Below are 24,130 nucleotides of genomic sequence, written 5' to 3' on the forward strand. Positions count from 1 at the left end.
ACCATGCGAGAGCTGATCGACAGCGTCCACCGCCTCGACGGGGCGCGCGGAGCGAATGCGTACCTGATCGAGGCCGACGATCGTTCCATCGTCATCGATACGGGGGTCCCGTCCGGCGCCAAGCGGCTCGTCGCCGAACTCGAGGCAGCGCGCATCCCCGCCATCACGGACGTCGTGCTCACCCACTACGACCCGGATCACGTCGGTGCGGCGGCCGCTGTGCAGCGGGCGACCGGCGCCACGGTGTGGCTCGGTGCAATGGATGCGCGCATCCTGAGCGGTGAGGTCGCGCCGCCGACGCGCACGCGACGCATGATGCGCCGGTTCAATCGACCCGGCCGCGCCGATCTGCCGGAGGTAACGGAGTTGCCCGACGACGCGGAATTCGAGGTCGCCCCCGGAGTCGTCACGATCCCGGCGCCCGGGCACACGCCGGGTCATCACGTCGTGCGCTGGCGCGGCGTCGCGTTCATCGGCGACGCCGGGCTGGTGTCCAAGGGTCGCCTGATCCACTTGCCGGCCATGCTGATCTCAGACAAGGGCCAGGCCGACGCGACGCTCGCGGCGATCACCGCGATGCGGCCGCGGCTGGTCCTGCCCGGTCACGGTCGCGCCGGTCGGCTCGACTGATCGGGGTGAGCCGGCCTGGCGTCAGCCGCGGAGCGCGGCCTCGAGCTCCGGGTCGGTCGGCTCGACGAGGTGGCGGCCGTCCGGGAAGACGATGACCGGGATGTTCGTGCGGCCGCTGATCTGCTGAGCGCGGTCCGCCTCCTCCGGGCGGGCGACGAGGTCGACGTACTCATAGTCGGCGCCGAGGCGGTCGAGGAGGGACTTGGAGCGGATGCAGTCGCGGCACCAGTCGGCGCCGAAGACGGTCACGCGGTCGAAGGATGCGGTCGGGGAAGTCATTGCTTCAGGCTAAGCGGTGTCTCCTGGGAGACCGGTGGTGCCGTCGACGATCAGATCGGCGCGCGAGCGGGACGCCTCGATGATGACCGCGTTGGCCCCATCCACGTCGCGCGCCCAGGCCGTTGCCGCCTCGACCGTGCGGCCGTGGCGGGTGTGCCGGTCGACGAGGCGCCGCATTCGCTCGTCATCCGGTGTCGCGACGAACCAGCTTTCGGCCAGCAGAGCCGGGATGCGCGACCACGGATCCTGGTCAACCAGCAGGTAGTTGCCTTCCGCGACGACCAGCCGCGTGCCGGGCGGAATCGGGATGGATCCCGCGACCGGCTCGTCGACGTTTCGTTCGAAGGCGGGGGCGTAGACCGGGTTGCCCGTCTCGGCGAGCACGCGCTCGAGCAGCGCGGCGAAGCCCCATCCGTCGAAGGTGTCGATCGCGCCCTTGCGGTCGTGCCGGCCGAGCGCGTCGAGGGTGGCGTTCGCCAGGTGGAACCCGTCCATCGGCAGGTGCACTGCGGTGCCCGCCCCGGCGAGCTCGTTCGCGCGACGCGCGACGGCACGGGCCAGTGTCGTCTTGCCCGAGCCGGGGCTGCCGGCGACGCCGACGATGTCCCGGCCGCCCTCAGAGGCGAGGTCGAGCGCCCGGTTTGCCAAGGCGGTCAGGTCGAAAGCGGAGGACGAGGACGCAGCGGAAGTCACGCGTCCCATTCTGTCGCGACCAGCGTGTCCCGCGATCAGCGCCCGAACCCGCTGATCGCCTCCGCCATGCGTTCCGCAGACCGAAGGCCGCCGTGTCCCTCGTCCTCCACCACAATCAGCCGGCTGGCGGGCCACTGCCGGTGCAGCAGCCACGGCGTGATGACCGGCCCGCTGACGTCGTGCCGGCCGTGCACGAGAACAGCAGGGATGTGGGCCAGCTCGTCCACCCGGTTCAGGATGGCGCGGTCGCCGGGCAGGAACGCGTCGTTGGCCCAGAAGTGCGTCACGAGGGTCGCAATGACCAGCCGCTGCACCGGATCCTCGTGCAACGGCCCCGGTGTGTAGTTCGGGTCGAGGGACACGTGGGTCGATTCCCAGGCGTCCCAGGCGTCGGCGGCGGCGCTGCGCTCCTCGGGTGTGCCGTTCGCGAGGATGCGCGCGTACGCCTCGACCACGCGCTCGCCGGGGCGGCGATGCGAGTCGCGCTCCAGCGCCTCCCACGCCTCCGGGAAGATCCGTCCGACGGTCTCGCTGATCCAGTCGACCTCATCCCGTCCCGTCGTCGTCACGGCGCCGAGGACGATGCCGCGGACACGGTCGGGATGCGCGAGCGCGTACGCCAGGGCCAGCGTCGACCCCCACGAGCCTCCGGTCACCAGCCAGCGGTCGATGCCGAGGTGCTCCCGCACGAGCTCGGTGTCGGCGATCAGTCCCTGCGTGGTGTTGCGCGGCAGGCGATCGAGCGCATCCACCACCAGCGGGGTGCTCCGCCCGCAGCCGCGCTGGTCGATGCCGACGATCAGGAACACGTCGGGGTCGTAGCGCTTGCGATAGTTGCCGGAGCCGAGTCCCGAACCCGGGCCGCCGTGCAACCAGAGAGCGGGGATGCCGTGCGGGTTGCCGCTCGTCTCCCAGTAGATGCGGTCGCCGTCCGGGTTCTCCACCCAGCCGGACGCGAGGAGATCGGTCACAGGGAACATCCCGGTACCGTACCGCGGGCTCAGGAGGTGCGGGTGGCCGTGACCTCGTTCTCTTCGAGCTCTTCGCGGACGACCTCGCGCGGGGCGAGGACGACGCGGGGACGCATCCCGGCGAACCGCACGCGCAGACCGCGGTACTTGATCAGGTAGAAGACGCCGACCAGCGCTGCGGCGAATCCGCTCGCGGCACCGACGCCCAGCGCCCAGCGGGGCCCGAAGGTGTCGGCGACCCAGCCGACGATCGGTGCACCGATCGGCGTGCCGCCCATGAAGATCGCCATGTAGATCGCCATCACGCGGCCGCGGAGCATCGGATCGGTCGTCATCTGCACGGTGCCGTTCGCCGTGGTCATCAGGGTCTGCGAGGAGACGCCGATCACGATCAGGGCAAGCGCGAACAGCCAGTAGGTCGGCATGACCGCGGCCAGGGCGCAGCCGAAGCCGAAGAACGCGGCTCCCGCGAAAAGCAGAGAGACCCGGGGCCGATCGCGTCGGGCCGACAGCAGGGCACCGACCACCGACCCGATCGCCATGATCGAGGAGAGGATGCCGTACTCGCCCGCGCCCTGGTGGAACACACTGACCGACATGGTCGAGATGAAGATCGGGAAGTTGAGGCCGAAGGTGCCGATGAGGAACACCATGACCAGGATGACGAGGATGTCCGGGCGCCGTCGCACGTAGCGGAAGCCTTCGACCAGACCGCCGCGGGAACGCTTCGCCCGCTCCCTCCGGTACAGCTGATCACTGCGCAGCATCGCCAGCGAGGCCAGCACCGCCCCGAAGGTGGCCGCATTGATGAGGAACACCCATCCGGCGCCGACCGCGGCGGTGAGGAGCCCCGCGACCGCCGGCCCGATCAGGCGCGCAGCGTTGAACGACGCCGAGTTGAGCGCCACGGCGTTGGAGAGGTTCGGGCCGGCGACCAGTTCCGAGACGAACGTCTGACGGGCCGGGGCGTCGAAGGCCGCGACGATTCCCAGCATCAGCGCGAAGAGGTAGACGTGCCAGAGCTGCACCATCCCGCTGACGGTGAGGATGCCGAGGCCCAGCCCCAGGGCGCCCATCGCCCCCTGGGTGGCCATGAGCAGCTTGCGGCGGTCCAGGTGGTCCGCCGCCCATCCCGTCACCGGGAGCAGGAAGAGCGCGGGCGCGAACTGCAGGGCCATGACGAAGCCGACGGCGGAGGCGTTGTTGTGGGTCAGCTGGGTCAGGACGATCCAGTCCTGCGCTGTGCGCTGCATCCAGGTGCCGACATTCGAGACGATGGCCCCGGCTGCCCAGATGCGGTAGTTGACCCCCGCCAGGGAGCGGAACATGGCACTCACGAGTCGGCGAGCTCCCGAATGATCTCGGCGGCCGCCGCCAGGGTGGCGCGCTGGTCGGCGGTGAGGGTGCGCAGGCGCTGGTGCAGCCAGGCGTCGCGACGCTTGCGGGTCTCGGCCACGAGCGCGGCGCCTCGATCGGTGGGGACCACAACGACCTTGCGTCCGTCGGCGTCGTCGGAGGTGCGCGCCACATAGCCCGCCTGCTCCAGCCGGTTGACGGTGCGGTTCATCGACGGCGGCTTCACGCGTTCGAACTCGCTGAGCCGGCCGATCGTGCCGGATCCCTCACGGACGAGGTAGCCGAGGATGGCGGTCTGCGAGTCGCTGAGCTCGTGGTCCTCCTTCTCGGCGCGGAGGCGCCGGGAGAGCCGCGCCACGGCGATGCGGAGGGCGCTGCTGAGGTCGTGGGTCGACAGGCGTCCGTTCATACATAGTTAGCCTAACAAATTAGGCTGGCTAACTAAACCTCCTTCGCTTGCGGCGTACGACAGAATGAGGCCGTGCAGAGCGAACAGGGACGCAGCTTCGACGCCGAAGGCGGTGTCCGCGTCTACTTCGATGTCTACGCGCCGCAGCCGGAGGGCGCAAGACCGTCGGCGGTCGTGCAACTCGCCCACGGAGTAGGGGAGCACGCCGGCCGCTACCGCGAGCTCGCCGAGCATCTCGCGCGTGCCGGCTTCCTCGTCTACGCCGACGACCACCTCGGCCACGGGCGCACCGGGATGGAGCAGTGGGACGGTGACGCGACGCGGCTCGGCAAACTCGGGCCTGGCGGCCTCCGAGCCGCTGTACGCATCGTGCACGCCTTCAGCCTCCGCATCCGCGAAGAGAACCCCGATCTCCCTCTCATCTACGTCGGCCACAGCTGGGGCTCCCTCATCGGGCAGCTGCTCCTCAACCGCAATGGCGACGACTACGACGCCATTGTGCTGTCTGGCACCGCATACAGGATGCTCGGATCGATGAACGGCGGCGACCTCAACAAGCGCTTCGCCGCACTCGGCACCACCGGCGCGGAGTGGCTCAGCCGCGACCCCGCCGTCGCGCAGGCGTTCGTCGACGACCCGCTGACCACCCTTACCCCGCTGCAGAAGCTGTTCGGGATGCTCGACGCGGCGCGGCTGCTCGGCCGGCCGTCCCGCGGACTCCCCGACATCCCCGTGCTCATCCAGGTCGGCTCCGACGATCCACTGGGCGGCCCGGTCAGCGCTCGCCGCCTCGAGCAGGCGTACCGGACACGGTCGGGGCTCTCGAGTGTCACCACGATCGTCTACGACGGCGCCCGCCACGAGATCTTCAACGAGATCAATCGCGCCGAGGTGTTCGACGACCTCACCGCCTGGCTCGCCGAGCGGTTCCCGCCGCGGGACTAGGGCACGGCGGTCGCTTCTCGGCCTCGTCCGAGCGCTCGCGACGTGTGATGGCGTCATGAGAGGGGAGTCTCTCCGTCTTCAGAAGGGGGCACACGCGCCGACTCCGGGCGCGCGCAGTGCGTTCGGTGCCCCTTCTGTCGGATCGAGACACCATGCCGCCACGCCCGACGTCGCGTGCGCGCGGTCGCAGAGTTCGGCGCAGTCTCGGGTCCGTCCTCTCGGGTGCGCTTCTCCTGGGCATCGTCGTGTTCTCCCCACCGCACGCCGTGCCGACGGTTACGTCGGCGAGCAACGCCCTCAGCCAACGAGGTCTCGGTGCGCACGACGTCCAAGCGGAGGAGATCATCAAGGATCTGCGGACGGCGACTCCTGAGGCCGTCGCGGCCGAATGGGCGGACGCGCCTGCCGAGCTGCGGGAGTCCGTGCGCGACTCCCTCCCACTCGTCTACGGCAATCTCGGCGGCCTGCCCTATGCGGTCCGCGACAGGTTGAACCGCCGGGCGCTCGCGAGTCGGATCGCGGTCATGCAGCAGCGTGCCGCGTCCACGGGGCCGGGCCGCGGGCAGGCGGCGGCCTCGCTCGCGGCCTACCGTGCGATCGAGAAGGCACTCAGACCTCGACGGCAGCTGGTCGCCTTGACGGCGGACGCGTCGCCTCTGGCCGCGATCAGTGTCGGGAACCTCGACACCGCAAGCGAGGTCACCTGGTTGATCCCGGGCATGGGAACCTACTCGACCGACATGCCCCTGTGGACGCTGGCGGCGCGCAACCTCTACGAGGCGCAGGGCCGGGTGGGTGCGGCGAAGAAGCGTGCGGTGATCGCGTGGATGGGGTATCAGCCGCCGCCTCCGCCGCCCAGCATCGAGGCGGCGCGCGGCTTCTATGCCGAGCAGGGGGCACCCAACCTGGTGCGGGATCTCACTGCGCTCCGGGCCACTCGCAGCACTGGGAAGCCGGTCACGGCACTCAATGTCGTCGCCCACTCCTACGGCACCACGCTCACGGCGGATGCTCTAGCGAGCGCTGACCTCGGCATCCACTCGGTCGTCATGCTCGGCTCTGCCGGAATCGAGCCCGCGGTCGGCGACGCGACGGCGCTTCACGCCGAGTCCGTCTATGTGGGGGAGTCCTCGCGGGATCCGGTGGCGTCCCTCGGCCAGTTCTCCCGCAGGGATCCACGTTCGCCGGCGTTCGGAGCGATCGTGTTCGGCTGCGATGGCGCCGCGGCTGAGCATCTCAAGGCCGTGACCGGGCACGAACCCGTGCTGCACTCCGCATGGAACGACAACCCGAAATCCTCGCTGTGGGCAAAGATCCGCGATGCCGGAGAGCGGATCAGACGATTCCTTTCCCACACAGAGAGGTTCGGCTACCTGGATAGGGGAACCGAGTCGCTTGCCAACACCGCCTCTGCGACAACACTCGACGCGACTCGCGCCATCACGCACCAGCGTCTGCCGAGCACGGGGAAGAGGGTGACTCCGTTCTGACCGTGCAGTGTCTTTCGCGAGCGCACAGGCGCGGCGACACTGGTTGCGGGAGGTCGTCATGGGCATCAGCACCGCACTCGGCTTGTGGAGGTTCACACCGGTCGACAATCCGGGAACGTTCACCGGGCACGAGTCCGACTTCGTCAACATCCTCATCATCCTGGGGGTCCTCCTCGTCATCCTGCTGATCGGGATCGGCGTGAGCTTCGCCCGCCGGCCGGACCGGCAGATCGACGAGTTCGGCGAGCCGACCGGCGCTCCGCCTCGCTGATCGCTGCCCGAGCATCCGTCCCGCCCGGCGGTCGTAGGGTGGGGGTATGCATGGTGAGTACAAGGTCCCCGGTGGCAAGCTCGTCGTGGTCGACCTGGAGGTGGTCGACGGCCGGGTCGCGGACTTCCGGCTCGCCGGCGACTTCTTCCTCGAACCGGATACCGCGCTCGAGGCCATCGACGCCGCGGTGAACGGGCTCCCGGCCGAGTCGGACGCGAAGACCATCGCCGCCGCCGTCAAGGAGGCCCTGCCCGAGGGCGCGAGCCTACTCGGCTTCTCGCCCGAGGCGGTCGCCGTGACCGTCCGTCGCGCGCTCGCCAAAGCCACCAGCTGGCGGGACTACGACTGGCAGATCGTTCACGCCAAGGCCGTCTCGCCGCAGCTGCACCTCGCGCTCGACGAGGTGCTCACGAACGAAGTGGGCGAGGGCCGCCGCGGGCCGACCCTGCGGATCTGGGAGTGGGACGAGCCCGCCGTGGTGATCGGAAGCTTCCAGTCGGTCAAGAACGAGGTCGACCCGGTAAACGCCGAGAAGTACGGCGTCCAGGTCGTCCGCCGCATCACCGGCGGTGGCGCGATGTTCATGGAGGCGGGATCGGTCGTCACCTATTCGATCTACGCACCGGCCGACCTGGTGCAGGGGATGAGCTTCGCCGACAGCTACGCCTTCCTCGACGAGTGGGCGATCATCGCGCTCAAGTCGCTCGGCATCGACGCCGCGTATCAGCCGCTCAACGACATCACGAGCCCGTCGGGCAAGATCGGCGGCGCCGCGCAGAAGCGCCTCGGCTCGGGCGCTGTGCTGCACCACGTCACCATGAGCTACGACATGGACGGCCAGAAGATGACGGAGGTGCTCCGCATCGGTCGCGAGAAGATCAGCGACAAGGGCATCACGAGCGCGGCCAAGCGCGTGGATCCGCTCCGCAGCCAGACCGGACTCAGCCGCGCTGAGATCATCGAGCAGATGAAGCTGACATTCAAGAGTCTGTACGGGGCGACCGACGGCGATCTCACCGATGCCGAGTACGCTGCGGCCGAGAGGCTCGTCGCCGAGAAGTTCGACACTCAGGAGTGGCTCTACCGGGTGCCGTGACGCGGGGCTCAGGCGCGCCAGCGCGTCGCCAGGACTTCCCCGGCCCGCCGCGCCCACTTCGCAGCGTCGGCCACGGACTCCGTGGCCGAACCGGCGAGCGAGGTCAACTCCACCTGGTCGGTGAATCCCACCGGTTCCATCGCGACGAGCCCGGCGATCAGCGCGACGTTCACTCCGGCATCCCGGGCGAGGGATGCGACGTGCGCGGCGACCTTCCCTTCACCGGTCTGCGCGTCGTAGCGGCCCTCGCCGGTGATGACGAGGTCGGCCCCTTGCACAGCCTCCGGAAGCCCCACCTGGACCGCGATCTCCTCGGCGCCTGATCTCGTCGTCGCTCCCCACAGGGCGAGCCCGAACCCGGTCCCGCCGGCCGCACCGGCGCCCGGCGCTGCGCTGATCGAAGCAGCGTCCGGCCGGTGCTCGGAGAGGCGACGGACGAAGTTCGCGACGTTCTCCTCCATCGTCTCGACCTCGGCGGGCGACGCGCCCTTCTGCGGGCCGAAGACCCGCGCGGCGCCGCGCTCGCCGAGGAGCGGGCTGCGCACGTCCGTCAGCAGCACGACGCCTCTCTCGGGAAGCGAAGGGAGGCCGCTCAGGTCCGCCGCCTCGATCGTGCCGAGACCTGCATTGCCGTCCCGAGCGGTCGTGCCGTCTCCGGTGGTGAACCGCGCGCCGAGGGCCGCGAGGGCGCCGGCCCCGCCGTCGCTGCTGGCGCTTCCGCCGAGCCCGACGAGGATGCGCGAGACGCCTTCCCGCAGAGCCTGCGCGATCGCCTGACCGAGACCCCGGGTGTGCGCATCCAGGGGTCGCAGCGAGTCGAGCAGGTTCAGGCCGCTGGTCTGCGCGACCTCGATGACGGCCGTTCCGCCGGGTGTGTCCGCGGATGGCGGCAGCAGCGCCCAGCGTGCGGTGACCGGACGATCGTCGGGTCCATCGACGATCGCCGTGCGCTCGGTCGCTCCGGGAACGGCGGCGAGGAACGCATCCACTGTGCCTTCGCCGCCGTCGGCCATCGGCAGCAACGTCAGGTCGTCGTCGGGCCGCACCCGATGCCAGCCCTCCGCGATGGCCGCCGCGACGACGTCTGCACCGGCAGACCCCTTGAAGGAGTCGGGTGCGACGACGATCCGGGCGCGGTGTTCGCCGTGCGCATCGATCACGAGACGTGACGCTACACCGGGAGGCCGATCGCGATCGGTCCGTCCTCAGGAAGCCCACAGCTCCTCCGATACCCTGGAGGGCGTGAATTGGTGGGTTGTGGGGATCGTTGCTGCGTTCGTCGCGCTGATCGTCGTCGCGGTAAAGCTCGGCTGGATCGACCTGTCGAACAAGGCTCAGCGCGGATCCGGCACCATGAGCGGCGCCATCGGCGGCTCCTTCGACGAGGTTTTCGCTCCCACCCGCCACGAGGCGCAGCAGGAGCTCGACCGTCAGTCCTTCCTCCCCGCACCGGCGCCACTTCCCGGGGACGCGGGCGACACCGGCTGGGAGGGCGGCAAAATCGTTCTCGACCTCGGCTCGGCGGGAAACGGCCAGCGTGCCGAGGGCCGGGAGCCCAGCGACGACGGCCGGGCTAGCGCTCCTGCAGGTCCGCGTAGTCGGGGTGCTCGCTGAGCCAGCTCCGCACGTAGGGGCATGACGCGACGACCCGGCGCTCCGAGTTGTCGCGCACGTCGTCGAGAGCTGACTGCACGAGAGTGGATGCCATCCCTCTCTCGCGCTTCTCCTCGTCCACCTCGGTGTGGGTGAACACGATCGCGTCGTCGCGCAGTTCGTACTCGGCGAGCCCGATCACCTCGCCGTCCTGCAGCAGTACGTAGCGGGACTCGTCGGGCCGGTTCTCCACGGTCAGGCTCATGAATCCACGCTACCTCGTCAGGGAGTGGAGACCATCGTCGTCTCTAGTGGTGAGGGCTATCCCGCCCTCCTCGCGAGAGGAGCCGCCGTGCTCAGAATCCTGCCCGTCGGGGGAAGCCCCGACGCCGACCTCCGGATGCGGCCGATCGTTCGCGCGCTCGACGCTTCGGAGGTCTTCGCCGTCGTTGACGCGACAGATGCGGCACAGGCCGATGCCGTGCTGATTCACGGGGGCACGCAGTCGGGGTTGCAGGCGGCGCTGGCGGCCGCCGAGCGGGGCATCCCGGTCGTGCACGTCGACGCGGGCAGACGGGACGGACATCGGGCCGGCGTCCCCGCGTGCGAGCCGGCCCGGCGGGGGATCGGCAGGATCGCCTCCCTCCACCTCGCTCCGACCGAACACGCCGAGCGCATCCTGCTCGCCTCCGGCGTCCCGGAGGAGCGCATCGTCGTCACCGGTGACACCGTCGTGGATGCGGTGCTGCCGCTGCGGGGAGCTGCGCCGCCCGGCCGCGCTGTCGTCCTGATCGCGGCCCACGGTGCCGAGGGTGACGCCGCCGCCCTGCAGCGCGTCGGCACTGCCGTCCGTCTGATTGCGGCCCGGTTCCCGCATCACGATTTCGTTCTCTGTGACGGGGCAGGCCTCGCGCTTCACGCCGGGCTCGCCGCCGCGCCGACCCGGCCGACGAACATCCGCGCCGTTCCCCTGCTCCCGCTCACCGAGCTGGCGGTCCTGGTCGAGCGGGCGGTGCTGGTCGTCACCGACCGCGCCGCGATCGAAGAGATCGCGCCGACGCTGAGCACCCCGGTGCTCGTGCTCGGCACGACGACGGAGAGACCGGAGGGGATCCTGGCGGGCTGCTCGCGGGTGATCGGCCCGCGCGTCGAAAGCATCGTGCAGGAGGTGGCCGAACTGCTGGCCGACCCGCTGCGTCTCGCCGCCATGGCGGACGTGGTCAGTCCGTTCGGCGACGGACACGCCTCGGACCGTGTCGTGGCCGCGCTCGCTGCGCTGTTGGGGGCGGGTGATCGCCTCCTCGACTTCTCCCGTGCGGAACGGGTGGTCGGAGCTCGGTAGTGCTTCGGTAGTTTCCTCGTTCTCGCGGAGGCGTCGCCCGATCGAGTCTGAGGTCATCCGGTCGTGAACGCCTTCCGACCGGGATGCGATCGAGGAGACCTGATGACCGCCACCGCTGTCCGCGCGACCGACCTGGAACTGCTGCACCGCGTTCGCCAGGGCGAGCATGCGGTCTTCGGCGAGCTGTGGGACCGCTACCAGCGGTGGGCGCACCACGTGGCGCGGGCCACCACCTCCCGGTTCGGCGCGGAGGACATCGTCCAGGAGGCCTTCGCCAAGGTCTTCGCGGCACTGCGCAACGGCAACGGACCCACCCAGGGTTTCGCGCACTACCTCCGCACGGCGATCCGGAACGTCGCCGCCACCTGGGGTGCGCGGGAGGCGCGACTGCGACTCGTGCCCCTGACGGACGACACTGCCGCCGGCGCCTGCGGGTTCGAGGTCCGCGACCTCGGCGAGCTGGAACGGCCGTTCCGCGGCCTGCCCGAGCGCTGGCAGCGCATCCTGCTTCTCACCTGCGTCCACGAACTGCCGATGAGCCTGGCGGCCGAGGCGATGGGGATGACCACGGGAGCGGCGACGGCTCTGGCCGCCCGCGCCCGCAATGGTCTCCGCACCGCCCTCGCCACGACCCGCGACGAGCTGACGCTCGCCGCCTGACGATGTCCGCCCCGGGGAGTGCGCGTGCTACGCGTGCGCTTCCCGGGTGAGCGGTCGCGACCGTCACGAGGCCACGGTGTGCGCTCCCGCGCGTTCCCCCGCGTGCTCGCGGTACCAGAGCGCCAACTCGGTACGGGACCGGAGCCCGAGCTTCACCAGAGCGTTCTGCACGTGCGCTTCGACGGTGCGGATGGAGACGAACAGCCGACGCGCGATCGCCTTGTTCGACTCGCCATCGGCGACCAGCGCCGCCACCTGCCTCTCGCGCGGCGTCAGCGCGGGGCCGAGCGGCGACGCCGGGACGATGGATCGCGTGCGCGCCTCGACGACCCCGCGCAGCGCGAAGTCGATGCTCTCGTCCTCGCCGAGCTCCCGACCGTACGCGAACGCCTTCTCGAAAGCCGGGTCGCCCATCCGGTGGCGGAGCGCCCGTTCGGTGGTCTCCCTGTCGTAGAAGTAGGGGGGATAGTTCGCCTGGATCGCGCCGGCCTCCTCCCACCGGCCTGCCGCGGTCCCGAGCAGGGTCGCGCCCCGGGCCGGGTCCGCCTGCTCGCGGGCGACATCGGCCAGGAGCTCCAGCGCCTGGGCGACGCCGAGCAGATTGCCCAGCCCGCGCTTCAGGAGCAGGGCGGCGCGGGCATTCTCGGCGGTGGTCTCGTAGTCGCCGGTGGCGGCCGCCGCCGCGGCCCGGGTGGTGAGCACGAACGACCGCTCGAACCGGTCCCCAGCCACCTGCCCACGCTCGAGCACCCCGTCGCCCGCCGCGTACCCGGCTGCCCGCTCGCCCCGAGCGAGCAGGCGGGCCGCCAGGCGTTGCGGGATGTTGGTGCGGCCGAAGCGGTACGCATCCTCGCCGAGGTCCTGCATCAGGCCGCGAAGGGCGAGTACGGCTGCGCCGTCGTCCCGCTCCACGGCCTCGGTGGCGCTCCGCACCGCTGCATCGGCCTCGCGTACCAGTTCGGGGCGGCCGGACTCTTCCTCGCGAAGCTCAGCCAACGCCGAGACCGCCTCCTCCTGTTCGCGCTCCGCCAGGTTCGGCTTCCCGCTCTGGCTGTACACCACCGAACGAAGGCCATGGCCCAACGCGGCCCAGTAGGGGGAAAGGGTGCCCGACCGCAAGGCGATGGTGAGCCAGCTCCCCAGTTCGTCCGCGCTGCCGTGGATCTGCCAGGCCTGGCGCCACGCGGTGACGGTCAGTTCGACCGCGCGGTCCGCTTCGCCGTGCGACGCGGCCGTCTTCACCGCGCGACGGATATTCGGGATGTCCCCGCGCAGCCGTCGCAGGATCTCCGCCTGCCGGTCGGAGAACCAGTCGTCCTCCGCGTCGTGCAGTCTGGCCAGCATGCACAGCAGGAAGTGCCCCTCGGCCTCGCGCCGATGCTCGAGCTTCTCGGCGCCGAACTCCCGGATCGCCGGCAGCAACTCGTAACGCACCCCGCCTTCGGCGCGGCGCCGGTGGACCACGGACCGACGGACCAGTTGCTTCACCGCCGTCGTGGCAGCGTGCGCATCACCGGCGGCACGGCCCGCCATGGCCTCGCCCAGCTCCAAATCCCAGCCGGGTGCGAGGACGCTGAGGTCCGACCACACCCGCCGTTCGAGCGGGCTGCAGCGCCGCCAGCTGTCCTCGACCGCCGCGCGCAGCGAGCGCGACTCCGAACCCGTCGGTTCCAGCGCGTGAAGCTGATCGCCCATCCGCCGTGCCAAGGTCTGGGCGTCCATGAACTGCAGTTGCGCGGCGGCCAGCTCGATCGCCAGCGGGACGCCGTGCGTCGCCTCGCAGATCGCGACGACCTGCGGCAGGGTGGTGTCATCGACGGTGAAGCGGGCGTCTCCCGTCGCGGCGCGCTCTGCGAACAGCCGGACGGCGTCGCTGGTGGCGGTCAGGTCGCGGTGCAGGAAGGGGCCGACAGCGACGAGGGCCTGCCCGCTCGAGGCGAGCGGCTCCCGGCTCGTCACGATGATCCGGACGCCGGAGCAGGCTACCAGCAGGGCATCGACCACGGCCGACGCCTCCTCAACCGCCCCATCCGCGTCGTCGAGCAGAAGCAGCGTGTCGGTGTCGCCGATCGCCGCGATGACGGCGCCCACCGCGTCCTCACCTGGGTCGACCTTGAGTTCGTGGGCGATGGCCGAGGCCACCTCGCCGCCGCGCCCGCGCAGATCGACGTACCAGACGCCGGAGACGGAGCGCAGCAGCGATTCTGCGACGGCCGCCGCTAGACGGCTCTTCCCAACGCCCGCCGTGCCGGTCAGCGTGACCAGGCGTGTGGAGGTCTGCAGCAGCCGACGCACGAGGGACACCTCCTCGCGCCGCCCGATCATGGGGTCGAGGCGCGCAGGGAGACCGTGCAATGAGCTGGATGCGTGCATACGATCCGTCAGAGGTGCGGCTGGTACGGAGCCCACTCCTCCAGGTCGTACTCCAGTTCGATACCGGTGTAGAGGCGGAGGACCCAGCGTCGCGAGTCGCCGCCGGCGAACTGACCGGTGATGGTCTCGGTGACCCACTCACCCGCGACGTCGCGACTCCACCGGATCAGACCGACATGCTCTCTCAGGCGCGGAGGGTGGGGCGGGTGGATGTAGTCGCTGTCGTCAGCCATCGTTGCCTCCTTCTGCCCGGCAGGTGTCGGACCAACCGGTGTCGGCGTGCTACATCGTGACACTGCGAAGGAGGTTGCGCACTATGCAATATCGTCGGTGTTCCGATCCCGCCCAGGCGGGTTCAGCGGCCACTCCAGCTCGACCCCCGAGCGCAGGCGCACGCGCACCTCGGTGGCGAGGATCTCCACGCCGACGACCTCCGCATGCTCGAAGGCGCGTCCCCAGTCACGCCGTTCCGGCCACGGCGAAGGGCTCGAATCCTCGGTCAACGCACTGCACCTCTTCCCCCACGGTCGAGACGTGTCAACGGGCACAGCTTGACGTGTCCGGCGGCTGGTTGGCTATAGCGGACTGGTGACGTTCCGCAGGGCAGGACCAACTGTCTAGCCAGGTGCTCGCATCCGACGGGACCATATCCGCATGTCGAACGGCAGCCACGCACGCAGGTCGGGTCGCTTCCCGGCGTGGGCGATCGTGCTCCTCGCGGTGCTGGCCGCCGTCATTCTGCTCGGCGCCGGCGTGCTCGGTGGCCTCGCCATCCGGTCGACCGGCTCTCTGATCGGGATGCTTCCCTCCCGGGCGCCGGCGGCCAGCTCGCCGTCGGTGTGCGACGCCGAGCGTGTTGCAAGCGACGTGCTTCCGACGATCGTCACGATCGGCGTCTCGGCCGCCGACGGCTCGGGCGGAACCGGAAGCGGGGAGATCATCACCGCCGACGGTTACATCCTGACGAACAATCACGTGATCGCACCGGCCGCGGAGGGGGCGGAGATCGTCGTACTCTACAGCGACGGCAGCACGCACCCGGCACGACTGATCGGACGTTCGGAGCGTGCCGACATCGCCGTCATCAAGGTTCAGGCATCTGCCCTGCCCGTTATCCAACAGGGAGATTCGACGACCCTCAAGGTCGGCCAGCCGGTGGTCGCCCTCGGCGCGCCGCTGGGGCTCTCCAGCACCGTCACCACCGGTGTGGTCAGCGCTCTCGGGCGCACCGTCCCCGTCCAGGGAGACGGGGACCGCAATGCCGTGCTCGCCGACGCCATTCAGACAGACGCCTCCATTAACCCCGGAAACTCGGGCGGTGCGCTGGTGGACTGCGGTGGGCGGCTCGTCGGCGTGAACTCGGCGATCGCCACTGTTCCCGGCGCGACCGGCGTCGCCGGGGGAGGCAGCGTCGGTATCGGGTTCGCGGTCCCGGGGGCGGTCGCCTTCCCGATCGCGAAACAGATCATCGAGACGGGCAAGGTGGTCTACCCGACATTCGGCATCGCCGTCAGCCCGATAGAACCGGGCGCAGGCGAGGCGCCGTCCGGGCTGTACGTCCAATCGGTCACTCCGGGTGGACCCGCCGCCGTTGCGGGCCTCGCCGCCGGCGACATCATCACCCAGGTGGACGGCAAGCCGGTCGCGAGCGTGGACGACCTGACCGCCATCCAGCTCACCAGCGCACCTGGTGATGACGTGCAGGTCACCTATCTGCGCGACGGCAAGACCGAGAAGGCGACCGTCACGCTGGGCGCGGGATGAGCCGGCTCATGCCGGGCGGGCGACCTCTGCCGCCGACTTGAACCGATCGATGATCCGGTAATGGTCGCCGGTGCCGGCTTCCTCGAGCCGCACGGTGGTGAACACGCGGAAGTCGAGCGTGCGGAGCTCGCTCAGCCGTTCCGCCCTCTCATTGAGGAGTGCGGAGCGCAACGGCGAGGTGGGATCGCGAGGGATGAGCGGTGTGATCACCTCACCCCGCCATCCATCGGTGATGACGCTGACCAGTCCAGCAGCGCGCTCGCGGGGGTTCCAGGTCGTCGTTCTCATCTCGTTCCCTCCCGCACTGCGGCTGTCGTGAGGGAGCGGCCCATCGCCCCGTTACCCGACGAGGCGACCGGGCCGCTCCTGGTGGGGTGCGAAGCCCGAATCGCACCCACGCTTATAAGAGACGTTGGATCGGCTCCGCTATGACGCGGAGCGGTCATGCGCATCGATTCCACTGCGCCTCGATCTGATCGGGCGTCAGAGCGACCCCGTAGACGGCCGCATGCGAGAGGCTTCCCGCCACCTGCTGCCGGGACGGAGTCTCCGGCCCCCAGTTGTCGAGGTTGTCGGCGCCGACGCGCCAGTGGCCGGAGAAGTTCTGCGCGGCCGTGACAGCGGCATCCTGCGCGACACGCTGTCCGTCGACGTACAGGGCCATGCCCGCGGAGGAGAGTGTCGCCGTCGCCTGGTGCCAGACGTCGTCGGCGTAGCTCCGGCTGGAGGCGATCGTGTGCACCGCGCCCGGGAAGACACCGAATACGACGCGGCCGTCATCGGTGAGGAAGAGGTGCCGGTCGTAGTCGGACGAGAGACCCGCGCCGCCGGAGTTGCTGAAGCCCAGCAGCCGCCCGCCGCCGACCGCCGTCTTGAACCAGATCTGGACGGTGAACTGATCGCTGGGTGGCCGCACCGCGTCGTCGATGAGTGCCCATCGCCCATCGCCCGGAGTTCCCGCGTAGCGGGCCGTGCCTCCGTGCACGAGGTCGGTGGCCGTGCTCGTGCCTGCCGGCTCGTCGAGCGCGAAGGCGAGCACGGTGTCTTCGGCGGAGACCATGCGGATAGCGGCCTCGCATCCGTGCGGTGCTGCGACGGGGCCGGGGTCCGGTGGGGTAGTGCTCTCCGGGTCCGGCGGGGTGGTGACTTCAGGGTCCGGCGGGGTGGTGGCCTCGGGCCCCGGAGGCGGCGTCTGCTCGGTCGGCGGACTCGTCCCGGCGTTCGTCGGCTCGGCCGGCGCTTCGGGGACGGGAAGCGTGTCGGCCTCTGCCGGTCGCTCCTTCGGTACAGGAGACGTGGCTTGGCCAGGGCCTGGCTGGTCCGGCACCGTCTCGGGAGAAGGGATCTTCTGAGCCGCCGGTGGGGTGGGCCCACCCTCGTCATCTGACCCGATCGCCGGCGACCCGCTCGAGAGTGCCCCCGCGGTCTCCGGCGCGGGTGACGCGAGGATGGCCCCGCCCGTCAGTGCTGCCGCCGCGACCACGCTGGCAGCCACGGCGCTGATCCCCAGGTGTGCCCCGCCTGCCCCGGACCCGAACAGGTGCCGCAGGCGCCCGACCTGCCGCACCCCGGAGGCGGAGCCCGCCAGCGTCGCTGCGGCGGCGCCTTGCGAGCCGCTCGTCCAGGAGGTGTACGCCGCGGCGCCCGCGAGGCCGAGGAAGAGGGGCAGGATGCCGAGGGCGAGGCGGGAGCCGACGTGATTCGCCTCTTCCCCTGCGGCCGAGCAGGGCGTGCAGCTGTTCAGGTGCTCGGTCAACTTGCGGGTGTCTGCCTTGGAGAGCTTCCCCCGCACGTGGGATCCAAGCCGTTTGAGCGTCCAGCCATGGATGGGGTCGTCTGCGTCCGACTCGGCGAGGTGAGCGTTGATCCACGCCTGGCGCAGCCCCTCGCGGGCCCGCAGAGCCAGGGCGGAGACGGCGTTGGAGTTCAGGCCGAGCAGGGGAGCCACGTCGCGCGGCGCCATCCCCTCCACTTCCGTGTACCAGAGCACTTCCTGCCAGCTCGTGGGAAGCGCGTAGAAGGCCTGCGCGACCGTCTGGCGTTCCATCCGGTCGAGGGCGGTGAGCTCGCTGTACGTCCAGTCTTCGATGACGTCGGGATCCTCGATGTTGGGCGTGACCTTGCGGCGCGACCAATCGATCGCCACGTTCCGCACCGTCGTGGCCAGGTAGGACCGGAAGCCGGCCCGCGGCCCGTTGCCCTTCTCCACGGTCTTGAGGATGCGCGCGAACGCCTCCGACGCCAGGTCGTCAGGCTCGAAGCGGTTCGTCACGGAGGCCGCCATGGCTCTGGCGGCCTGCCAGTGGCGCTTGAAGAGCACGCCGTAGGCGTGCGGATCCCCTTCTCGGGAACGGGTGATCAGGTCGGCATCGGAGAGGTCGTCGAGGTGACGGGTCATAAGGTCGGGTCCTTACGCAATACGGGGCGTTTACTGAGATAGACGCACCAGACTCGGGATCATGACGCGTCGCCGAAGAAATTTGTTCGGCCTTTTATCGGCGCCAGAGAGCGACCGGTGTCATCACCATCCCGTGCGGACCCCGCAGCGAGTGACCGCGCTACTACCGAGTGGCTGCGTATCCCGTGCGCTGGCCGCGCGTGGCGAGCTGCCACAACCCCGCAACGAGCAGCGCCCCGGCGATGCCGTTCAGGACGCCGCCGACCACGTCCGTCCCGTAGTGCACTCCGACGTAAAGCCGCGACCAGGCGACCAGGAGGACGAAGACGGCGCCCACCGCGAGCACGACGACGCGGGCCGCGGCGGTGCGGCAGACCAGCGACAGTGCGGTCACGAGGGCAGCAGCGAACACCACGTGGCCGCTCGGGTAGCTCAGGGTGGCGGGCGAGATGTGCAGGAGGTGCGTCAGCCCGGCGGTGGACGGACGCGGCTGAGCCACGACGGTCTTGACCACCAGGGTGGTCAGCCAGCCTCCGCCGGTGACTACGCAGACGCCCAGTGCTCGCCGCCATCCCGCGACGAAGAGCAGGATGACGAACACGATGACGAGGATCACGGCGACGACGATTGGATGGTCGAGCCGGTCCAGCACGAGTGCCGCGTCATCCAGGAGCGGGGAGTTGACGCGGTTGACCGCCGCGTCGAGACCTGCCAGGCGGAGGGCGGGAAGCGCCTTCGCGGCGAATCCGAGGCCGATGGTCAGCGCGAAGAGCACGACCGTCCAGACGACCCAGTGCGCGGGGACGCGCAGCGACCACGGGTTCGGGCGGCGGGAGTGCATCCTCCGAGGGTAGGGAGCCGGTCGCTGCCGACGCTGGGCATCCGCCGGGGGCCGATTCGAGATTCTTCAGCGTTCGGAAATATTGCAGGACTGCAAAACGTTAGTTGACTCTGGTCATCTATTTATATATGGTTGATCTTTGTCAACCAATTGCGTGAAGGATCTGCATGTCAACCACTCTCTCCAGGGATGGATCACCGGCCGTGATGTCGCACCGGCAGGTGCTCGAATCCCTCTCCGGACTCCTGCTCGGGATGTTCGTCTCGATCCTCGCGGGCACGGTCGTCTCGACCTCGATGCCGCGGATCATCTCCGAACTCCACGGCGACCAGACGGCCTACACCTGGGTCGTCACCAGCACGCTGCTTGCGACCACGGTCTCGACGCCGATCTGGGGAAAGCTCGCCGACCTGCTCAACCGCAAGCTGCTCATCCAGCTCGCTCTCGTGATCTTCGTGCTGGGGTCGGCCCTCGCCGGCTTCTCGCAGGACACCAACATGCTCATCGGCTTCCGCGTGGTGCAGGGCCTCGGCGCCGGCGGTCTGACGGCGCTCAGCCAGATCATCATGGCCGACATCATCAGCCCGCGTGAGCGCGGCCGCTACATGGGCCTCTTCGGCGGCATCATGGCTGTCGGCACGGTCGGCGGCCCGCTGATCGGCGGTCTGCTCACCGACTCCGTCGGCTGGCGCTGGAACTTCTTCGTCGGCGTGCCCGTGGCCGCCGCCGCCATCATCCTGCTGCAGATCACACTGCGCCTCCCCAAGCGCCCGAAGCGCGCCGTCCGCATCGACTACCTTGGCGCGATCTTCCTCGCAGGCGGCGTCTCGCTGCTGCTCATCTGGGTCTCGCTGGCCGGCAAGAACTTCGACTGGTGGAGCGCGGAGACCATGTGGATGGTCGGAGGATCGATCGCCCTGATCATCGCCACCATCGTGACCGAGCTCGTGGTCAAGGAGCCGATCATCCCGCTCGGGATGTTCAAGAACCGCACCTTCACGCTGGCCGTCATCGCATCCATCTCGGTCGGCGTCGCGATGTTCGGCACGTCGGTGTTCCTCGGCCAGTACATGCAGCTGGCGCGCGGTGCGACTCCGACCGAGTCCGGTCTGCTGACGCTGCCGATGATCCTCGGCCTGCTGCTCTCCTCCATGATCGTCGGCAACCTGATCAGCCGCTTCGGCAAGTGGAAGGCCTTCATGGTGACGGGCTCCATCCTGCTGACCGTCGGCCTCTACCTGATGAGCACCATCGAGTACGACACCAACTACTGGCTCGTGTCGATCTACATGCTCGTGCTCGGCGCCGGCGTCGGCATGGTCATGCAGAACCTCGTGCTCATCGTGCAGAACACCGTCCGGCCGGAGCAGCTCGGCGCCGCCAGCTCGAACGTCGCGTTCTTCCGGAGCCTCGGCGGAACGATCGGCGTCTCGGTGATGGGATCCATCCTCGGAACCGCGGTCGTCGACATGATGGCCGACCGCAAGGGCGAGCTGATGGCCGCCGTCGCGAAGCTCGGGGCGAAGGGCGTGGCGGCCGCGAAGTCGCTGCAGAGCGGCACGCTGCCCGAGGTCAACACCCTCCCGCTGCCGATCCGCACCATCGTGGAGTCGGTGTACGGGCAGGCTGTGGCCGACATCTTCCTCGTCGCCGTGCCGCTGGCGGTCATCACCATCGTCGCCATCCTGTTCCTGCCGAACATCAAGCTCGGCAGCAAGACCGCCATCGAGCGGATGAACGAGGAGCACCCGGAGAACGCGGACACCCCGCTCGAGGCGGCGGAGGAGAACGCGCTCGAGGTCGCGGAGGCGATGATCGGTGCTCCCGTCACCGGTGCGCTGCCCGCGGTGCGGCGGACGGCGGACGACGACGCCCCGGCTGGGACGGGCCGCTAGACGGTCACGTTATGATCGCGGCCATGGACAACACGGATCGGGTGGCGGCAGGCTCTGCCGCCACCCTTCCCGTCGCCCCCGGACAGGCGAGCGACGCGGCCATCTCCGACGTGGAGGAGCAGTTCACCCGGCTGTTCAACCAGGTCAGCATCGCCATGCGGGATCGCGCGCAACGCATCCACCCCGAGCTGCAGCCCGGGAGCTACAAACTACTGACGGCCATCGTGCGCAGCGGCCCCATCCACGCCGGCGCGCTGGCCGACATGCTCTACACGGACAAGAGCGTGATCAGCCGGCAGGTGAAGCTTCTGGAGGACATGGGCTTCGTCGAACGGAAGACGGACCCCGAGGATCGGCGCGCCAGCTTCATCGCCGCGACGCCCGAGGCCATCGAGAAGGTAAATGAGGTGCGCGCCGCCGACCAGGCCACGCTGTACCGGAGCCTGCGCCGCTGGAGCGACGAGGACGTCCGTCGGCTGGCGGGGCTCCTGGAGCGGCTGAACGAGGTCACGCGGTAGGACTCCGGATGGCGGCTCCGGGTGGCGTTCCCGGCGGGCGCTGGTACCCTACGTCGGGTATGCAGTCCGCATCCGCCCCCCTCCGCCCCCGCGGCCGCCGCTCGGCAGGCCGCCGTGCCGCTGTGCCGACACAGCGGGTGCGGGTCCGGCTGCCGAAGCCGCCGCGAAAGCCGATGGTGCCGCTGCAGCACCGCGTGGGCGTCACGCTCGCGGTGATCGGTCTGGTGTGCGGGTTCTCGATCGTTCCGACAGACGAGGCCCTCGCATCCTCGCTGCTGGTGGCGCCGTCGACGACGCTCGCGCCGGGGCAGGGAGAGGAGCCGGGGACGGGCGCGCCCGCTCCCGACCAGCAGCTGCTGGTGGATGCGACGATCGCCGCCCCGGTCGTCAACCGGGACAGCCTCGCCGCCACGGACGGGCTGCAGACTCTTGCTCGGGTCGGCACCAACGAGGCGTGGGCGAAGCTCGTGCTCATGTTCGGCGGCTGGCCGCAGACCGACGCGAACGTCACCGTGATGCTGCGCTGGATGCGGCAGGAGAACGGCCCACCGGACTGGTGGAACCGTAACAATCCTCTCAACAACGGTTACGGGTCCGGCGGCGGCGCCGGCCTCGGCAGCTACCCGGACCTCGTCACGGCCGCCGAGTACTGCGCGAAGAACCTGCAGCGCGGATACCCGGACATCGTGGCCGGGCTGCAGTCGGGCGCATCCGCGGATGCGACCGCCTCGGCGATCTGGGCGAGCCCGTGGGCGAGCAGCCACTACGGGAACGGCACCCACTGGAGCACGCGCCCGGTCGAGATCGTGCAGGCGCCCGCCTCCGCCTGGGGTCTCTAGCGCTCCGTCCCTCTCCCGCCCGCACCCTGAGGTGCTCGTTGTTGCGCCGCGCTCCGGCGTGTCGCGAGCATCTGCGAGCACCTGGCCGTCCTGTATTCAGGACCAGGAGCATCTGCGAGCACCTCGGCGTCCTGAATTCAGGACTTGGCGAGCCAGGCGCGGAGGCGGTCGAGCGGCCACGTGGTGATGATGCGGTCGGCGGGGACACCGTTCGCGGCGGCGCGGGCGGCGCCGTAGGCAAGGAAGTCGAGCTGGCCGGGCGCGTGCGCGTCCGTGTCGATCGAGAAGAAGCATCCCGCATCCAGAGCGCGTTGGATGAGGTCGTCCGGCGGATCCTGACGCTCCGGACGCGAGTTGATCTCGACCGCGACCTGGTTCTCGACGCAGGCCGCGAACACGGCGTCGGCGTCGAACTCCGACGGCGGCCGCGTCCCACGCGAACCCTGCACGAGCCGCCCGGTGCAGTGCCCGAGGACGTTGGTCTGCGGGTCGTGGATGCCGCCGAGCATCCGCTTCGTCATCGTGCGGCGGTCGGAACGGAGCTTCGAGTGGACGCTGCCGACCACCACATCCAGCCGTCCGAGGAGTTCGGGGTTCTGGTCGAGGGTGCCGTTCTCGAGGATGTCGACCTCGATCCCGGTGAGGAGGGTGAGGGAGCCGGTGTGGAGCCCGGCGATGACATCGAGCTGCTCCTCGAGCCGCTCGGCGCTGAGCCCGCTCGCGACGGTGAGCGTGGGGGAGTGGTCCGTGATCGCCTGGTACTCCCGGCCCAGCGTTGCCGCGGCCGCTGCCATGACCTCAATAGGGACCGTGCCGTCCGACCACTCGGTGTGACTGTGGAGGTCGCCGCGTAGCTGTGCGAGCAGGTCGGCGCCGCCGGTGTCGAGCGGCTCGTCATTGCGCTGCCGGAGATCGGCCAGATAGTCGGGGACCTGCCCGTCGACCGCCTGGGCGATCACCTGGAACGTGCGATCGCCGATGCCCTTGGTGCGTTTCAGCCGTCCGTCGGCGACGCGCGCGGCGAGCTCCTCCGCGTCGAGCGGCGCGATCGTGGCCGCCGCACGCCGGAAGGCCTGGACCTTGAAGCTGGGCGCCAGCTCCCGCTCGAGCCAGAAGGCGATCTCGTTCAGCGCGTCGACGGCATCCATGCGCACCATGCTCCCACCCTGTCGGTGGTCGCCGGTACCGTCGCGCCATGGGGAGAATCATCTTCGACACGGCCGCGACCATCAACGGATGGATCGCGGATGAACACGACTCGCTGTCCTGGCTCTTCGCGGTTCCGGGCGGCGAGACGCCCGACGAATCGCTGATCCCGAGCGGTGCGGCGGTGATGGTGGAGGGGCGCACCACGTACGAGTGGGTGCTGCGCGAGTCCGACATCCTGGCTCACCCGGAGAAGTGGCAGGAGTTCCACGGCACGCGGCCGACGTTCGTCTTCACGCACCGGGAGCTGCCGGTGCCGGAGGGGGCCGACATCCGCTTCGTGTCCGGGTCGGTGAGCGAGGCGCTGCCAGGCATCCGGGAGGCGGCGGGCGATGCCGACATCTGGGTGGTCGGCGGCGGCGACCTCGCCGGGCAGTTCCTCGACGCAGGAGCCCTGGACGAGCTGGCCATCTCCATCGCGCCCGTGACGCTCACCGGAGGCGCTCCGCTCTTCCCGCGGCGGGTGGAGTCGGACCGCCTGCACCTGGAGGAGGCGACTGCCGTCGGCCAGTTCGCGCGGCTGCGGTACACGGTCCTCCCCGCGCGAACCGCCTCCTGATA

At 69.9% G+C, this 24,130-nt stretch carries 27 protein-coding genes; 13 read left to right on the forward strand and 14 right to left on the reverse strand.

The window, feature by feature from the left end:
* Positions 1–3: 3 nt before the first annotated feature.
* On the forward strand, positions 4–630 hold the full coding sequence (locus AB4Z18_RS12750) for an MBL fold metallo-hydrolase (RefSeq protein WP_441783108.1): 627 nt from the start codon (positions 4–6) through the stop codon (positions 628–630).
* Positions 631–651: 21 nt separating this feature from the next.
* On the opposite strand, the gene AB4Z18_RS12755 is transcribed toward AB4Z18_RS12750, so the two are convergent.
* Genes AB4Z18_RS12755 through AB4Z18_RS12775 form a run of 5 tightly spaced genes read right to left on the reverse strand, consistent with a single transcriptional unit; the run spans position 652 to position 4,338 of the window.
* Positions 652–909 (reverse strand): glutaredoxin family protein, encoded by a 258-nt coding sequence (locus AB4Z18_RS12755; RefSeq protein ID WP_441783109.1) that lies wholly within the window; start codon positions 907–909, stop codon positions 652–654.
* Positions 910–918: 9 nt separating this feature from the next.
* Complete coding sequence (locus tag AB4Z18_RS12760; RefSeq protein ID WP_441783110.1) at positions 919–1,611, reverse strand: nucleoside/nucleotide kinase family protein; 693 nt, start codon at positions 1,609–1,611, stop codon at positions 919–921.
* 26 nt (positions 1,612–1,637) lie between these two features.
* Entirely contained in the window at positions 1,638–2,582 is a 945-nt protein-coding gene (gene pip, locus AB4Z18_RS12765; RefSeq protein ID WP_441783111.1) for a prolyl aminopeptidase, read from the reverse strand.
* Between the two features lie 20 nt (positions 2,583–2,602).
* A complete protein-coding gene (locus AB4Z18_RS12770; RefSeq protein WP_441783112.1) occupies positions 2,603–3,901 on the reverse strand; it encodes an MFS transporter in 1,299 nt (432 codons plus the stop codon).
* Positions 3,902–3,906: 5 nt separating this feature from the next.
* Complete coding sequence (locus tag AB4Z18_RS12775) at positions 3,907–4,338, reverse strand: MarR family winged helix-turn-helix transcriptional regulator (RefSeq protein ID WP_441783113.1); 432 nt, start codon at positions 4,336–4,338, stop codon at positions 3,907–3,909.
* 72 nt (positions 4,339–4,410) lie between these two features.
* On the opposite strand from AB4Z18_RS12775, the gene AB4Z18_RS12780 reads away from it, so the two are divergent.
* The 4 genes from AB4Z18_RS12780 to AB4Z18_RS12795 all read left to right on the forward strand — a co-directional run bounded on the left by AB4Z18_RS12780 (position 4,411) and on the right by AB4Z18_RS12795 (position 8,140).
* Positions 4,411–5,283: an alpha/beta hydrolase gene (locus tag AB4Z18_RS12780; RefSeq protein ID WP_441783114.1), complete on the forward strand. Its 873-nt coding sequence runs from the start codon at positions 4,411–4,413 to the stop codon at positions 5,281–5,283.
* A gap of 245 nt (positions 5,284–5,528) precedes the next feature.
* Positions 5,529–6,773, forward strand: coding sequence for an alpha/beta hydrolase (locus tag AB4Z18_RS12785; RefSeq protein ID WP_441783115.1), 1,245 nt, complete (start codon positions 5,529–5,531; stop codon positions 6,771–6,773).
* A gap of 58 nt (positions 6,774–6,831) precedes the next feature.
* Positions 6,832–7,044, forward strand: coding sequence for a hypothetical protein (locus AB4Z18_RS12790; RefSeq protein ID WP_441783116.1), 213 nt, complete (start codon positions 6,832–6,834; stop codon positions 7,042–7,044).
* Positions 7,045–7,090: 46 nt separating this feature from the next.
* The gene (locus tag AB4Z18_RS12795) at positions 7,091–8,140 is read left to right on the forward strand and encodes a lipoate--protein ligase family protein (RefSeq protein WP_441783117.1); all 1,050 of its coding nucleotides are present in this window, start codon (positions 7,091–7,093) and stop codon (positions 8,138–8,140) included.
* Positions 8,141–8,148: 8 nt separating this feature from the next.
* On the opposite strand, the gene AB4Z18_RS12800 is transcribed toward AB4Z18_RS12795, so the two are convergent.
* Positions 8,149–9,300, reverse strand: a complete 1,152-nt coding sequence (locus AB4Z18_RS12800; RefSeq protein ID WP_441783118.1) for a glycerate kinase — start codon at positions 9,298–9,300, stop codon at positions 8,149–8,151.
* 82 nt (positions 9,301–9,382) lie between these two features.
* Here AB4Z18_RS12800 and AB4Z18_RS12805 point away from each other — a divergent pair, with 82 nt between their 5' ends.
* Positions 9,383–9,754, forward strand: a complete 372-nt coding sequence (locus tag AB4Z18_RS12805; protein WP_441783119.1) for a hypothetical protein — start codon at positions 9,383–9,385, stop codon at positions 9,752–9,754.
* On the opposite strand, the gene AB4Z18_RS12810 is transcribed toward AB4Z18_RS12805, so the two are convergent.
* Positions 9,714–9,998 carry a GNAT family N-acetyltransferase gene (locus tag AB4Z18_RS12810; protein ID WP_441783120.1) on the reverse strand — a complete coding sequence of 95 codons (285 nt, stop codon included), beginning with the start codon at positions 9,996–9,998 and terminating at the stop codon, positions 9,714–9,716. The genes AB4Z18_RS12805 and AB4Z18_RS12810 overlap by 41 nt on opposite strands.
* An 87-nt stretch (positions 9,999–10,085) precedes the next feature.
* On the opposite strand from AB4Z18_RS12810, the gene AB4Z18_RS12815 reads away from it, so the two are divergent.
* Both AB4Z18_RS12815 and AB4Z18_RS12820 read left to right on the forward strand, forming a co-directional pair.
* Positions 10,086–11,075 carry a UDP-N-acetylglucosamine 2-epimerase gene (locus tag AB4Z18_RS12815; protein ID WP_441783121.1) on the forward strand — a complete coding sequence of 330 codons (990 nt, stop codon included), beginning with the start codon at positions 10,086–10,088 and terminating at the stop codon, positions 11,073–11,075.
* Positions 11,076–11,177: 102 nt separating this feature from the next.
* Positions 11,178–11,735, forward strand: coding sequence for an RNA polymerase sigma factor (locus AB4Z18_RS12820; RefSeq protein WP_441783122.1), 558 nt, complete (start codon positions 11,178–11,180; stop codon positions 11,733–11,735).
* 63 nt (positions 11,736–11,798) lie between these two features.
* Here AB4Z18_RS12820 and AB4Z18_RS12825 read toward each other — a convergent pair whose 3' ends face one another.
* The 3 genes from AB4Z18_RS12825 to AB4Z18_RS12835 all read right to left on the reverse strand — a co-directional run bounded on the left by AB4Z18_RS12825 (position 11,799) and on the right by AB4Z18_RS12835 (position 14,611).
* Positions 11,799–14,108, reverse strand: a complete 2,310-nt coding sequence (locus tag AB4Z18_RS12825) for an ATP-binding protein (RefSeq protein WP_441783123.1) — start codon at positions 14,106–14,108, stop codon at positions 11,799–11,801.
* A gap of 8 nt (positions 14,109–14,116) precedes the next feature.
* Positions 14,117–14,341, reverse strand: coding sequence for a hypothetical protein (locus AB4Z18_RS12830; RefSeq protein WP_441783124.1), 225 nt, complete (start codon positions 14,339–14,341; stop codon positions 14,117–14,119).
* A gap of 81 nt (positions 14,342–14,422) precedes the next feature.
* Positions 14,423–14,611, reverse strand: coding sequence for a hypothetical protein (locus tag AB4Z18_RS12835; protein WP_441783125.1), 189 nt, complete (start codon positions 14,609–14,611; stop codon positions 14,423–14,425).
* Between the two features lie 151 nt (positions 14,612–14,762).
* Here AB4Z18_RS12835 and AB4Z18_RS12840 point away from each other — a divergent pair, with 151 nt between their 5' ends.
* Positions 14,763–15,872 carry a S1C family serine protease gene (locus tag AB4Z18_RS12840; RefSeq protein ID WP_441783126.1) on the forward strand — a complete coding sequence of 370 codons (1,110 nt, stop codon included), beginning with the start codon at positions 14,763–14,765 and terminating at the stop codon, positions 15,870–15,872.
* 6 nt (positions 15,873–15,878) lie between these two features.
* Here the strand turns inward: AB4Z18_RS12840 and AB4Z18_RS12845 are convergent, their stop codons facing one another.
* The 3 genes from AB4Z18_RS12845 to AB4Z18_RS12855 all read right to left on the reverse strand — a co-directional run bounded on the left by AB4Z18_RS12845 (position 15,879) and on the right by AB4Z18_RS12855 (position 19,111).
* Positions 15,879–16,160: a hypothetical protein gene (locus AB4Z18_RS12845; protein ID WP_441783127.1), complete on the reverse strand. Its 282-nt coding sequence runs from the start codon at positions 16,158–16,160 to the stop codon at positions 15,879–15,881.
* Positions 16,161–16,314: 154 nt separating this feature from the next.
* The gene (locus AB4Z18_RS12850) at positions 16,315–18,270 is read right to left on the reverse strand and encodes a sigma-70 family RNA polymerase sigma factor (protein ID WP_441783128.1); all 1,956 of its coding nucleotides are present in this window, start codon (positions 18,268–18,270) and stop codon (positions 16,315–16,317) included.
* A 163-nt stretch (positions 18,271–18,433) separates the two neighbouring features.
* Positions 18,434–19,111, reverse strand: a complete 678-nt coding sequence (locus AB4Z18_RS12855; RefSeq protein ID WP_441783129.1) for a phosphatase PAP2 family protein — start codon at positions 19,109–19,111, stop codon at positions 18,434–18,436.
* A gap of 206 nt (positions 19,112–19,317) precedes the next feature.
* Here AB4Z18_RS12855 and AB4Z18_RS12860 point away from each other — a divergent pair, with 206 nt between their 5' ends.
* The 3 genes from AB4Z18_RS12860 to AB4Z18_RS12870 are packed head-to-tail and all read left to right on the forward strand — an operon-like array spanning position 19,318 to position 22,363.
* A complete protein-coding gene (locus AB4Z18_RS12860; protein WP_441784002.1) occupies positions 19,318–21,006 on the forward strand; it encodes an MDR family MFS transporter in 1,689 nt (562 codons plus the stop codon).
* A 23-nt stretch (positions 21,007–21,029) separates the two neighbouring features.
* Entirely contained in the window at positions 21,030–21,524 is a 495-nt protein-coding gene (locus AB4Z18_RS12865; protein ID WP_441783130.1) for a MarR family winged helix-turn-helix transcriptional regulator, read from the forward strand.
* Positions 21,525–21,583: 59 nt separating this feature from the next.
* Positions 21,584–22,363: a hypothetical protein gene (locus tag AB4Z18_RS12870; RefSeq protein ID WP_441783131.1), complete on the forward strand. Its 780-nt coding sequence runs from the start codon at positions 21,584–21,586 to the stop codon at positions 22,361–22,363.
* A gap of 137 nt (positions 22,364–22,500) precedes the next feature.
* On the opposite strand, the gene AB4Z18_RS12875 is transcribed toward AB4Z18_RS12870, so the two are convergent.
* On the reverse strand, positions 22,501–23,511 hold the full coding sequence (locus AB4Z18_RS12875; RefSeq protein WP_441783132.1) for a PHP domain-containing protein: 1,011 nt from the start codon (positions 23,509–23,511) through the stop codon (positions 22,501–22,503).
* Positions 23,512–23,558: 47 nt separating this feature from the next.
* Here AB4Z18_RS12875 and AB4Z18_RS12880 point away from each other — a divergent pair, with 47 nt between their 5' ends.
* Positions 23,559–24,128 (forward strand): dihydrofolate reductase family protein, encoded by a 570-nt coding sequence (locus tag AB4Z18_RS12880; RefSeq protein ID WP_441783133.1) that lies wholly within the window; start codon positions 23,559–23,561, stop codon positions 24,126–24,128.
* The last annotated feature ends 2 nt before the right edge of the window (positions 24,129–24,130 follow it).

Origin of the sequence: Leifsonia sp. 2TAF2, assembly GCF_052115085.1 — a bacterium.
Taxonomy (GTDB): domain Bacteria; phylum Actinomycetota; class Actinomycetes; order Actinomycetales; family Microbacteriaceae; genus Leifsonia.